The 12,743-nt window shown below is 38.8% G+C and carries 10 protein-coding genes; 9 read left to right on the forward strand and 1 reads right to left on the reverse strand.

Translation table 11 applies throughout. The features are described 5' to 3' along the window. The first annotated feature begins 59 nt into the window (after nt 1–59). Together HWV03_RS03255 and HWV03_RS03260 are read left to right on the forward strand one after the other, a co-directional pair. Nucleotides 60–1,484: an MBL fold metallo-hydrolase RNA specificity domain-containing protein gene (locus HWV03_RS03255; RefSeq protein WP_211678437.1), complete on the forward strand. Its 1,425-nt coding sequence runs from the start codon at nt 60–62 to the stop codon at nt 1,482–1,484. Between the two features lie 115 nt (nt 1,485–1,599). After that, the gene (locus HWV03_RS03260) at nt 1,600–3,540 is read left to right on the forward strand and encodes an acyltransferase family protein (RefSeq protein WP_211678438.1); all 1,941 of its coding nucleotides are present in this window, start codon (nt 1,600–1,602) and stop codon (nt 3,538–3,540) included. Between the two features lie 210 nt (nt 3,541–3,750). Here HWV03_RS03260 and HWV03_RS03265 read toward each other — a convergent pair whose 3' ends face one another. Further along, entirely contained in the window at nt 3,751–5,004 is a 1,254-nt protein-coding gene (locus tag HWV03_RS03265; RefSeq protein ID WP_211678439.1) for an O-antigen ligase family protein, read from the reverse strand. A gap of 249 nt (nt 5,005–5,253) precedes the next feature. Between HWV03_RS03265 and HWV03_RS03270 the strand changes: the two genes are divergently transcribed. The 7 genes from HWV03_RS03270 (at nt 5,254) to pseC (ending at nt 12,703) form a co-directional block, all read left to right on the forward strand. Continuing rightward, nucleotides 5,254–6,039 carry an AAC(3) family N-acetyltransferase gene (locus HWV03_RS03270; protein ID WP_211678440.1) on the forward strand — a complete coding sequence of 262 codons (786 nt, stop codon included), beginning with the start codon at nt 5,254–5,256 and terminating at the stop codon, nt 6,037–6,039. Further along, on the forward strand, nt 6,032–7,318 hold the full coding sequence (locus tag HWV03_RS03275; RefSeq protein ID WP_211678441.1) for a DUF4910 domain-containing protein: 1,287 nt from the start codon (nt 6,032–6,034) through the stop codon (nt 7,316–7,318). The genes HWV03_RS03270 and HWV03_RS03275 overlap by 8 nt, the downstream gene beginning before the upstream one ends. Nucleotides 7,319–7,353: 35 nt before the next feature. Continuing rightward, nucleotides 7,354–8,283, forward strand: coding sequence for a GNAT family N-acetyltransferase (locus HWV03_RS03280; protein ID WP_211678442.1), 930 nt, complete (start codon nt 7,354–7,356; stop codon nt 8,281–8,283). A 155-nt stretch (nt 8,284–8,438) separates the two neighbouring features. Continuing rightward, nucleotides 8,439–9,140: a pseudaminic acid cytidylyltransferase gene (pseF, locus tag HWV03_RS03285; protein WP_211678443.1), complete on the forward strand. Its 702-nt coding sequence runs from the start codon at nt 8,439–8,441 to the stop codon at nt 9,138–9,140. 190 nt (nt 9,141–9,330) lie between these two features. Further along, entirely contained in the window at nt 9,331–10,359 is a 1,029-nt protein-coding gene (locus tag HWV03_RS03290) for a FemAB family protein (protein WP_211678444.1), read from the forward strand. A 162-nt stretch (nt 10,360–10,521) separates the two neighbouring features. After that, nucleotides 10,522–11,535, forward strand: coding sequence for a UDP-N-acetylglucosamine 4,6-dehydratase (inverting) (gene pseB / locus HWV03_RS03295; protein ID WP_211678445.1), 1,014 nt, complete (start codon nt 10,522–10,524; stop codon nt 11,533–11,535). Nucleotides 11,536–11,542: 7 nt separating this feature from the next. Further along, nucleotides 11,543–12,703 (forward strand): UDP-4-amino-4,6-dideoxy-N-acetyl-beta-L-altrosamine transaminase, encoded by a 1,161-nt coding sequence (gene pseC, locus HWV03_RS03300; protein ID WP_211678446.1) that lies wholly within the window; start codon nt 11,543–11,545, stop codon nt 12,701–12,703. The last annotated feature ends 40 nt before the right edge of the window (nt 12,704–12,743 follow it).

Raw genomic sequence — 12,743 nt, forward strand, 5'->3', positions numbered from 1 at the left:
ATTTATTTCTAAATTGATAGCTCTATTTATCGTTTAAATGACTTTCCAAGGACGGAACAATGCGTATTTTACATCACGGTGCGGTCAATGGTGTGACCGGATCTTGTCATCAGCTGTATATGAATGATTATAATTCAGTGCTGATCGACTGTGGTTTATTTCAAGGTTCTGAAGTCGCAGGTAACAATAACAAAGACCAGCACGCTATCGACTTTAATGTGCGCACCGTTAAAGCGCTTATCATCACGCACTGCCATATCGATCATGTCGGTCGCATTCCTTACTTATTAGCCGCAGGGTTCACAGGCCCTATTTACGCGACTGAAGCAACAGCAGCGCTCCTTCCCCTTGTTATCGAAGACGCCCTAAAAGTCGGCGTTACCCGCGATAAAAAACTCATCCAAGCTTGCCTTTCATTATTACAAAAACAGCTTATTCCTGTACCCTATCAAAAGTGGCGCGCCATTGACGTACTTAAAATACCCAAAGAGGATATAGGGGAAGATGAAACCTGCTATCAACGCCAAAAGATCCGTTTTTGTCCAGCTGGACATATCCTAGGTTCTGCCTATGTCGAAATCGAACTCGCCACCGATAAACCCATTCGCCGTCACCGTGTTGTATTTTCCGGTGATCTCGGCGCTTCCTACAGTCCATTATTATCATCCCCCCGATCGCCATACCGCGCCGATACCTTAATTATTGAAAGTACCTATGGTGATAAAAGGCACGAACACCGTAATCAACGTAGCCAAAAGTTACAAGCCGTCATTGAACATGCGGTGAGTGATAATGGTGTGGTCTTGATCCCCGCATTCAGTATTGGCCGCACCCAAGAATTACTCTACGAAATCGAACAATTTATTCACAGCGCCCCAGAGACGAGTTTATGGAAACATATTGAAATAATCGTCGATTCGCCAATGGCAGCAAACTTCACCAGTAAATACCGCGACTTTAAAGCCTTGTGGGATAAAGAGGCGTTAGGAAAATTAAAACAAGGTCGCCATCCACTTAATTTTGAGCAGCTTTATACTATCGACAGTCATCAAGATCACCTAACTGTCGTTAAGTATCTGGCTAGGCGTAATAAACCAGCTATTGTCATTGCAGCCAGTGGTATGTGCAGCGGTGGCCGTATCGTTAATTACCTTACGCAATTTTTACCTGATGCCACAGCCGATGTGATTTTTGTGGGTTATCAAGCCCAGGGAACCCCAGGTCGAGATATCCAACAATATGGACCAAGGGGTGGCTATGTTGAGCTTAACGGGAAGCACATACACATTAATGCCGGTATCCATACCATTAGTGGTTATTCTGCCCATGCAGACCAGCAAGACCTACTTAACTTTGTAAAACACATGAAACATAAGCCGCAAGAGATACGTATTGTGCATGGTGATGAAAGGGCGAAAACGGTGTTCGCGGAAAAACTTGGGCAACTGGTGCCGGGTGCGCGGGTGGTACGGCCGAACAAGTAGTTATACAGCTTCATATTTAAAGCATTCACGTTGTATGAAGACGGCCCTAGGCAGAGTTGATATCTATGTTATAATTTTGAATTTTTCATGAAAGACGAACAGGCAGTTTTTTTATATGTTTTTCCGTAGAGACATTAATGGCTTAAGAGCGATCGCTGTAATCGGCGTTATTTTGTATCACTTTAACGCTAATATGTTACCCGGTGGATTTGCTGGCGTAGATGTTTTTTTCGTTATATCTGGTTTTTTAATGACGAATATTATTTTTCGTGGATTAACGAACAATACATTCTCGTTACCTGTGTTTTATCTCGCGCGTGCTAAACGTATAATTCCGCCTTTGTTGATATTGTGTTGTGCGCTGTTATTATTTGGTTGGACGTTTGTTATTCCGCCAGATTTTCAAGTACTGACTAAACATATACATAAGAGTTTAAATTTTTTATCTAATATAAGGTATTGGCAAGAAAGCGGATATTTTGATGTCGACGCAGATCAAAAATGGTTGCTACATACTTGGTCGTTATCGGTTGAGTGGCAATTTTATATTGTTTATCCATTACTGCTATTAATGGTTAAGCGGCTTGTCAAAAACGCCCTTATTCCTCGCGTTATTTTGGCATGTAGCGTGGTTGGTTTCGTCGCCTGTATTTATGTGTCTTGGTATTGGCCAAACGCGGCCTTTTATTTATTACCGACACGAGCATGGGAAATGTTGTTAGGCGGTGTAGCCTTTTTATACCCAATAAAATTATCTACACACTCGCAGACATGGCTATTCCGAATCGGTATTACCATGATCATCGGCAGTTACATTCTGTTAGATAGCACTAGCATGTGGCCGGGTTATCTTGCGGCGGTACCGGTGTTAGGCACGATGGCTGTTATTATGGCAAATAAGGATAATAACCAATTAAGTAATAATACGGTTATACAATTTTTAGGTCGCACCTCCTATTCTACTTACTTGTGGCATTGGCCAATATCTGTTGCATTGAGTTATAATTTCGAATTTTCGCTATTACATATGATGTCAGGTATCTGCGCATCCATACTAATGGGCTGGTTATCTTATAGGTTGATAGAGAAGCGTGCTGCTAAGAATAAACGATCAAAGGTACTGTTCACTTTATTATACATAGGTATTGTTAGTATTACGTTCTCTTCAATAAGTAGTCAATATTTATCGAATCAGATGCATTTTTCTATTCCCGATAGCGTCAAGAAATCTATTTATAGAACCCCAGCTGATTGTTTTGATAAAGAAGATACATTAACGAGTAAAACATGGTTATGTAATTTAGGGGATGGCAATGCGCCTGATACAAGTTTCATTGTTATGGGGGATTCACATATGTATTCACAATTACCAGCTTTTAATGCGTTAGCAAATTTGTATCAACTAAAAGGGCAATATGTTGGTTTTTCTGGCTGCCCCCCTTTGTTAGGTGTTTATCCTCAGCGTTCTGATCAAGATAAAAAAAGCTGCTTTACACTCAATAATAAACTATTTAGTTATGTGAAAGAGAATGGCATAAATCGCGTGATTTTATCGGCGAGATGGACTTATTACACTGATTTTGGTTATAACGGTATGGGAAAAATGGTTTATTTAAGCCCTCAAAAGGTGGGGAGTAAAGATCAAAATAGTTCTTTTGAAACTTTTAAAGCAGGCGTTGAGCAGACGATAAAACGTTATAATGGTATTGGTGTGAGCCCCTGGGTAATATTACAAATACCACAGCAGAAGCAGCGACCTGAAAAGTTATATTACACCGCCTATTCACAGGATAATCCGTTATTATCATTGGCTCAAAACAGCATTTCAGTTCGAGATCATAATGCATTGCAGAAACGCGTCAATCAGGTATTTAAACAATTGGCTGTAAGTGATGATTATTTGCTAACGATTATCGACCCAACGGATAGCTTCTGTAATGCCGGATCTTGCATGGTTGGTAGTGATTCTGTTTCATACTACTTGGATGAGGATCATCTATCTGAGTCCGGCGCGATGTATTTATTACCGCAATTAACAGATACGATAATATTTTAATATATTATCATTCGCTCATCGTGCTTTATCACTTTGACATATTTACACATAGAGTTACGTTTAGAACTTGGTATATTCACAATTAAGGGTGAGGATAGCAGCTTAAATAACTTGTGCCGGTAGGTAGTACCGACACATTAAATGCTTGTAAGAGGTTTTAGAAGTCTAAAGTGATTTATATCACAATGCTTAAACCGTTGACGACAAGAATCACTTTGCTTTAGCTGGGTGAGCTTCAACTTTGTAGGCAGATACTTGTGATACACAAAGTAGAATTAATACAAAATAAGTGCTGGAAGCAGAGGTACTTGAAAGCGACACATCGGCAATGCCGGTGACTATATAGCTGATGATTACAAGTAAACCACTGAGTGAATAAGTCGGATTGATTAATTTATGCTTAAGCAGAATATAGCCAGGGATTAGTAATAATAGTATTACTGTGGATAACCCAAAAAGACCTCGATTGCCAAGCGCTTGAAAATACATTGAATGGAAATGTGTTTGTGTATACTTACCCATATATTTAGCTAAGTAGCCTTCATCATATAACTCGCCCATTCGTTTGTGTGCTGGAAAGGTACCGTAACCAAAAATGGGCTTTTCAGATAATAAGACTAATGCTCCTTTCCATAGTTCTAAACGAATCGAAGTTGAGGATTCTTTCTCGTCTGAATTTGGATTCTCAATATGAGTGATGAAATTGCGTGAAGCATCAGAGACTCGGGAGACAAGTGGATTATTGGTGCCGATAGACATTACTGCGATGGAACCGAGCACTAGTAGGCAGATAATACCTGCATATGCCTTTTTCGACACTCGTTTAAGATTAGATGGCATGCACAAGAAAATTAAGAGAACAGTCAAAAGGGCTAGAAACGCGCCCTTAGATTCTGACATTATTATAGTGGTAGCGCCCAAGATTAATCCACTATAAGTTAAAATACGAAGCTTGATATTGTTGGTATGAATATTGGGTAAAGTAAAAGACATAACGGCAACAATAGCAATCATTAATGGATTTATATTAAATCCGGCATAGTTATCACGGCTAAATCCTGTCATTTGTTCGTTAACCATGATTATAAAAGCAATGATAAGGCTTAAGGAGAAGCTAGCATAAACAAATTTTTGTTTTGGTTTAAAGCGGATCAAGAACGCACCAACAAGCAGTAATGGTATGCCTCTGGCTGCTTTTTTTACACTGGAAATATCCCCGCTTGCTTGTATTAGGCTGATAATATGCGGAATAGTGAAAATGATAATCGTTATTGCTAATAACGTTAAGTTTTTATGCCAAGTTAACTTTTTATAAAATCCAGCTGTAATAGAGATGACGAGTAAGATTACCGTACCAAGAATATATCCCTTAGGATATAGAAAAAGAAGTAAAGCACAGAGTATCACTCCTATTGTAGATGTAGTGATCCATTTTGATTGTGATTTATTTAAGGTTGTATTCATGGTTTTAAGCTTAGCCGTTGTTGGAGAACCAAATCAGTATTAGTTAGCGATTTTTTAAAGCGTTATTTTACCACATAATTCTAGTTGTGAGTAAACCGATTTTAACCATATTCTGATATCCTTAAGCTACCTAGCCATTAATCGAAATGTACTTTAGATCTATAATCAATTGGTTTAAGTATTTATTTAAAATGATATAATTATATTCATGTTATAGGCTATTAAGTTCACAAAATCTTGGAGCATAAAGTGATAAAAATATTAGCGAATGAGTGGAAATTAGCAGGTGTTCAAGATGGAGATGTTCTATTGGTCCACAGTAGTATTAAGCGTCTTTTTAAACGTCACTTAAAGTTAGGGGTGAAATTAAGCCCGCAAGATATTCTCCAGTCTTTTTTAGATGCTATTGGTCCATCTGGTACATTAGTAATACCACTATTTAACTTTGATTTTGCAGATGGCGTTGCTTTTGATATAGAAAGTACCCCTTCTCATATGGGGGCTCTTACCGAGGCTGCGAGGTTATATCCCGGAGCATTAAGGACCGCACATCCAATTTATTCATTTGCAGTTATTGGACGACGTGCTGAAGAATTTGTGACTACTGATAATGTGAGTGGATACGGTAGTGATTCACCATTTGCTAAGATTCGAGAAATGAATGGGCGGATTGCAGTTTTAGATTTACCGGAACAGAACAGCATGACCTTTTACCATCACGTAGAAGAAATGCACAACGTCGATTATCGATATCATAAGGAATTCACAGGCGCTTATACTGATATACTCGGGAACACAAAATCTAAAACATACAGCTTATTTGTACGTAATATAGAAAAAGGTGTATTAACGCATGTTGACCCAGCTGGTGAGCTTATGTGGGAAGAGGGGTTATATTCTGGTTGCAGACCTAATGACGGGTGCGGTTTAAGAACTATTTCAGCTCGAGATATGTATACATTTGTTTCAGATATTATTAAAACGGGTAAAGCTGAAAATATTTTATATCGTATAGATGGAGAAAGTAATGTCTAATTTAGGTACTGAAATGCACGAATTGTGCAGTGAAATGTTCCCAATCTGCCGTAGTATTACTGGTAATGGTTTTCGCCAGTCATTGGCTATGTTGTCTGAACATATACCAAATTTAAAGGCCGTTGAGGTTCCAACAGGCACCAAGTGTTTTGATTGGGAAGTACCAAAAGAATGGAATATTAAAGATGCTTATATAATAACTCCTAGCGGTAAAAAGATCTGCGAATTTAAAAATTCAAATTTACATGTTTTAGGCTACTCGACTCCGGTTAACAATGTTGTCACGCTAGATGAATTACAGGATCATCTTTACTCACTGCCAGAACAGCCCAATGCGATTCCTTATATCACATCATATTATAAGGAGCGTTGGGGATTTTGTATTTCGCAGCAAGAGCGAGATTTACTTGAACCAGGTGAATATCACGTATTTATTGATAGTGAACTAAAAAATGGTTCTCTTACTTATGGTGAGTTAATTATTCCTGGGTCATCGGATAAAGAAATATTTTTATCAAGTTATCTGTGTCACCCTTCAATGGCAAATAATGAGCTTTCCGGACCAGTTGTAACTACATTTATTGCCAAATGGCTATCTCAACTTGAAAATCGTAAATATACATACCGTATAGCGATTATTCCTGAAACAATTGGTTCTATCACATATTTAAGCCAACATTATAAAGAAATGAAAAAGAAGGTGATAGCGGGCTTCAATATTACCTGTATCGGAGATGACCGCGCTTATTCGTATCTACCTTCTCGAAAGGGCAATACATTGTCAGATCGTGTTGCGCTACACGTATTAAAGCAATCACAACCTGAATATATTACTTATAGTTATTTGGAACGGGGCAGCGACGAACGTCAATACTGTAGTCCTGGAATCGATCTTCCTGTTTGTTCAGTTATGCGAACAAAATATGGCTGTTATCCTGAATACCATACCTCGTTAGATGATTTAAATCTCGTTACGCCAGCAGGTTTATTTGGTGGCTTTGAAGTATTGAAAAAATCAATTGAATGCATTGAACACAATGAAGTGCTGCGCCCTACAGTACTTTGTGAGCCACAGCTAGGAAAAAGAGGATTGTATCCAACTATCAGTACTAAAGATACTAGTGCGCAAGTCGAAGATATGATGAACTTTTTAGCGTATGCAGATGGTATGTTGAGTAATCTTGACATCGCGGAGATAATTGGAGTCCCTCTTTGGGAACTAAAAGATACGATTGAAAAACTTAAGACTGAAGGTGTTTTGGAAATAGTGGATATTTAATCGTTCATAGGGAAGCACTAATATAGAGGATATTTATGACTTGCAGATTAAGAACAATGCAGTCGACAGATTTACAAGTCGCGCTAAAGTGGCGTAATCGCTGCGAAGTTAGAGATAATAAGCATCTTTATAATGAAACCAGTTCAGTGGAGCATCAACACTGGTGGGATTCTGTTCTGATGGATAAGGGGTTTTGTTTAATCGTTGCTGAGATTGAAGATAACCCTGTCGGGCTTATCGTATTTTCGAATTACACCGGAGAACAAGGCTCGGCTTCATGGGACATTTTTACGGGCGATAATAATACGAGTGACGATGAGTGCAGCATAGTGACTGCTGCACTTGAATATGCATTCAACGTGCTTAATATAAGACGTTTAGAGTGTGAAATTCTGGGATTCAATTCTGCAGATGTATTACGTCACCGAAGAGCTGGTTTCAATATCGAAGGTATTAAAAAACAGGCATATCAGGGGATGAATGACTGGCATGATATTTACTGTTTAGCAATACTGGAAAAAAATTGGCGATTTAAAATAAAATCAGAGCAAGATAATGTAACGAGAGATATCCCTAACTCTGTGACTAAAACAGTTTTAATTACAGATGAAATGGTGAATTTTTTTTCTGATGCGAGTAAAGATAAAAATGCCATACACTTTAATGACAAGTTAGCGCAAACATATGGATTTAAAGGTCGGATTTGTCATGGCATGCTAGTAGGAAGTTTGTTTTCTGGTATGTTTTCAGCCCCTCCTTTTGGAGAAGGAACGATTTATTTAAGTCAAACTTTGTACTTTATAAAACCGATTCAAGTGGGCGCTGAGGTCGAGGTAACCATTCAGGTACTGTCCCAGATAGGCCGTAAGCTTACTTTAAGTACGAAGGTCTTACATCGAGATCTTCTTTGTATTCATGGTGAGGCTGATATCTTGCTTCCAAAAGAGATATCGTCGGTAGTGTAGTATAAGTCTGGCTGTATATGATAGAGCTAGTTTATTTTTACTGAAAGGTATAATTCTTGTACTAATAATGTTTGGTGTCGGTATTTTGGCGTTTTCAATATTAGCAGCGTGTATTAATACTGTACTTGGTTGGCGTATAAAAAGGATATTTGAGTATGAATATAGCTATCATCCCAGCTCGTGGCGATAGTAAAAGAATCCCGCAAAAAAATATTAAGTTATTTTGTGGTAAGCCAATAATCGCGTACTCAATAGAGGCAGCCTTGGCAAGTAAGTGTTTTGAGCGGGTTATTGTTTCTACCGACAATCAAGAGATCGCCAACATTGCTTTACAGTACGGTGCTGAAGTCCCTTTTTTACGCCCAGCATGTATCTCGGATGATTATGCGACAACGATTGAAGTTATACAGCATGCTATAACGACATTAGCATTAGAAGATACTGCATTAATTTGCTGCTTGTATGCTACCGCCCCTTTTGTTACGCCGAAAAGCTTAGCTAAGGGTCTTAAAATGTTAACAGCTGAACGTTTGGATTACTGCTTCAGTGCCACTGAATTTAGTTACCCTATTCAACGTGCATTTCGTCTAAATCAGACTGGCAGGGTCGAAATGTTTCAACCGGAACATTTTAATACGCGTTCTCAGGATCTTGAATCAGCGTATCATGACGCAGGACAATTTTATTGGGGAACCTATGACTCCTTTTCTACGGGTAAACCTATTTTTTCATGTAATGCTAAGCCTATAATTTTGAATGCATCTCAGGTACAAGATATCGACACGATTGATGATTGGAATAAGGCTTCGTTTTTGTATGAGTTATTGCGACGTAATGAAACGGTTGATGTGAACTAAAACGTGGTTAGCCTGATTCATTCTTAACACTTTAATCATTATTTTAAAAAGCATGAAGATCTTATTATTATGGCTAACTTCTGCTTTAACAATGCTATAATGCTAGCCATTTTGGCTATTGTTTCGGTGTATGCTATTGTCAAAGAAGAGAAATGTTTAGTTATTCATGCTTGATTGGGTTAGATAATATATGAATTTTGATAGTATTAAAGAATTGATAAAAAACAGTGGGTTAACGGTTAAACACATTGGTGATTCTCGCGATGATTGGGATGTAGTATTATCTGCGGTGAAAAATTATGATGTTGATTATGATCTTGCTGCAGTAGATTATCATCACTTATATTTTTCTTCAGTTCTTGAATTCCAACAGCAGGCAATGGTTTTTTTTGCGAGTGGCAAACCTGTCGCAGTATGGCCACTGAGTATTTCTCAGTCCGAGGGTAAAAGCCGGATCGGTAGTAATGGTTCAGAAGTCTTACCGCCACTGCTGTTACCTAACTTGGCGGAAAAGGTTGCAAAAAAGGTAGTTAACTCAGCCCATTTAATCTTAACTGAAATTAAAGCAGCGAAAACAGCTGCTTGCACACTTAAATATAACATGCTCAGTGATGGCTGCTCACTTTGGTATAAGTCATTACAAGATAAATATAAGCTGTTTGATGTGACGCATTTTTTGTATGTCGATCTTAACCGTGATTTAGACCTTATAAAAGGTGGTTTTAGAAAAAGTTTTCGACCTTTGGTTAGCAAGGGATTACGCAGCTGGAATATTGATATTTTCGCAGATAGTTGTGCTGATGTTTTTGAAGAGTTCAGGCTGCTACATATTGCTGTTGCTGGGCGTGAAACTCGACCTAAGTCGACTTGGGACGAGCTACATGCTTCTCTAATATCTGGCAAAGGTTTTCTTATCACCCTAAGGGATGATGAGGGGATACTTGTCGGCGGTGGCTATTTCCGAATTAATCAACGGCAGGGGCTATATGGTGTTGGTGTTTATAAACGGGAACTGTTTGATCAACCTTTGGGCCATGCTGTGCAGTATAAAGCGATTGAGTATATGAAATCGCAAGGGTTGACGACGTATTGCATTGGACAACGACCTTATCCGCACGATCGTAATACACCGACAGATAAAGAAGTTCAAATCGGTTACTTTAAAGAAGGGTTTGCAACCCATATGTACCCTGCATTTATCTTTAGTGAACAGGCTTAATTAACATTTAACTTGTCGACTGTATTTTTATGCTCGAGAAGAATATAATAACCGCCATAAACGCGGATCAAATCAGAATATCATGTTTAAACGCCATTGTTTTTTGGCGTTTTAACGCAGTCATTTTAAATGATTATAATTTAAATAAAAGATGGTGAAATAATGCTTAATAATAAATCAGTTCTTATTACTGGTGGCACAGGGTCATTTGGTAAAAAGTTTATCGAAACTATTTTAGCTCGTTATCCAGATGTAAAAAAAATCATCATCTATTCTCGTGATGAGCTAAAACAATCAGTCATTAAACAGCAGTATCCAGATTTTGATTATCCTCAACTACGTTTCTTTATTGGTGATGTGCGAGACAAAGCACGCTTAACGCAAGCTTGTGAAGGTGTTGATGTTATTATTCATGCTGCCGCCATTAAACAAGTAGATACGGCAGAATATAACCCGACAGAATGTATCCGTACTAATGTCGATGGTGCTGAAAACGTTATTCACGCTGCGCTGGCTTGTGGTGTCAATGATGTCGTTGCGCTTTCTACAGATAAAGCTTGTGCACCGATCAATTTATACGGTGCGACGAAACTAACGTCAGATAAGCTTTTTGCTGCAGCAAATAACATACGTGGTTCTAAAGACATCCGTTTTAGTGTTGTTCGTTATGGTAACGTGATGGGCTCGCGTGGTTCTGTGATCCCATTCTTTATGGATAAGAAAAAAGACGGTGTATTACCGATTACCCATGAAGAAATGACACGTTTTAATATTTCGTTACAAGATGGTGTAAATTTAGTGATGTTTGCACTGGGTAATCACCTTGGTGGCGAAATATTCATTCCGAAAATCCCTTCATACAAGATCCTTGATGTTGCAGAAGCGATTGCACCTGAATGTAAGCAACGCATTGTTGGTATTCGACCAGGCGAGAAGTTACATGAAGAGATGCTGACTGATACCGATTCTTTAAATACGATAGATCTTGGTCCTTATTACGCTATTTTACCTTCGGTATCATTTACTTATGCTGAGCAGGATTACCTTTCTCATCATAAGGCTAAAAAAGTACCCTTCGGATTTAAATACACTTCGGGTACGAATACAGAGTGGGAAACGGTTGAGAGCTTACGAGCGTTAATTAAAGAGCATGTTGATGCTAATTTTGAAGTGTGAGTAACCTATGATTCCATACGGTAAGCAAGAGATTACACAGCATGATATTGATGCTGTTATTAATGTATTAAAGTCTGATTTTTTGACGCAAGGACCACAGGTTCCGTTATTTGAAAGTGCGATTAAGAATGCCACTGGTGCAAGTCATGCACTGGCGACTAATTCTGCTACATCAGCATTGCATCTTGCTTGCTTAGCGCTTGGGGTTGGTAAGGGCGATGTGGTATGGACAACACCAGTCACCTTTGTTGCGTCATCAAATTGCGCGCTTTATTGTGGTGCTGATATTGATTTTGTTGATGTTGATGCAGAGACATACAATCTTAGCCCTGAAAAATTAGCAGACAAGCTCGCATATGCGAAAGCACATAACTTGCCTTTACCTAAGGTCGTGATCCCTGTACACCTATGCGGTCAACCTTGTGAAATGCAAGCGATCCACAGCCTGGGTCAAGAATATGGGTTTGCTATTATTGAAGATGCTTCGCATGCGATTGGTGGTCGTTATCAAGATCAACCTATTGGTAACTGTGAATACAGTGATATTACGGTATTTAGTTTTCACCCTGTCAAAATTGTCACTACAGCAGAGGGTGGTGCTGCGACTACCAATAATACGCAACTAGCAGATAAAATGGCCTTGTTACGTAGCCATGGTATTACTCGTGATCCTGAGTTAATGACTGAACCTACACATGGTGGCTGGTATTATCAGCAAATTGAGCTGGGTTATAATTACCGGATGACAGAGATGCAAGCCGCGTTAGGTGTAAGTCAAATGACTCGGTTAGATGATTTTGTTGCGAAACGAAATCAACTTGCCGCAGGTTATGATACGTTATTGCAAGGCCTGCCTTTAATATTACCTAAGCAGATAAACGCATCTTATTCGGGTCGGCACCTGTATGTGATCCGATTAAAACTTGATGAAATAAAGTTGTCGCATCTTGAGGTATTTACTGCGCTTAGAGAGGCGGGAATTGGGGTTAATCTGCATTATATACCCGTGCATTTACAGCCTTATTATCAGGACCTAGGTTTTAGTAAAGGACAGTTCCCTGAAGCCGAGGATTATTATACGCAAGCGATTAGTATTCCTCTTTATCACCATATGACGACGCTTCAGCAGCAGCAAGTTGTAGACTCGATTACAAAAATAATTACTTAGCATTGTCACGTTAATTCTATAAGCGTGCATATTCTATTGA

This window comes from Moritella sp. 36, assembly GCF_018219415.1.
GTDB lineage: Bacteria > Pseudomonadota > Gammaproteobacteria > Enterobacterales > Moritellaceae > Moritella.

What these genes read in the sequence shown, in the direction of transcription:
- pseB (WP_211678445.1), top strand. Translation starts at nt 10,522, where the DNA reads ATGCTTAATAATAAATCAGTTCTTATTACTGGTGGCACAGGGTCATTT.
- HWV03_RS03290 (WP_211678444.1), top strand. Translation starts at nt 9,331, where the DNA reads ATGAATTTTGATAGTATTAAAGAATTGATAAAAAACAGTGGGTTAACG.
- pseC (WP_211678446.1), top strand. Translation starts at nt 11,543, where the DNA reads ATGATTCCATACGGTAAGCAAGAGATTACACAGCATGATATTGATGCT.
- HWV03_RS03280 (WP_211678442.1), top strand. Translation starts at nt 7,354, where the DNA reads ATGACTTGCAGATTAAGAACAATGCAGTCGACAGATTTACAAGTCGCG.
- HWV03_RS03275 (WP_211678441.1), top strand. Translation starts at nt 6,032, where the DNA reads ATGTCTAATTTAGGTACTGAAATGCACGAATTGTGCAGTGAAATGTTC.
- HWV03_RS03260 (WP_211678438.1), top strand. Translation starts at nt 1,600, where the DNA reads ATGTTTTTCCGTAGAGACATTAATGGCTTAAGAGCGATCGCTGTAATC.
- pseF (WP_211678443.1), top strand. Translation starts at nt 8,439, where the DNA reads ATGAATATAGCTATCATCCCAGCTCGTGGCGATAGTAAAAGAATCCCG.
- HWV03_RS03265 (WP_211678439.1), bottom strand. Translation starts at nt 5,004, where the DNA reads ATGAATACAACCTTAAATAAATCACAATCAAAATGGATCACTACATCT.
- HWV03_RS03255 (WP_211678437.1), top strand. Translation starts at nt 60, where the DNA reads ATGCGTATTTTACATCACGGTGCGGTCAATGGTGTGACCGGATCTTGT.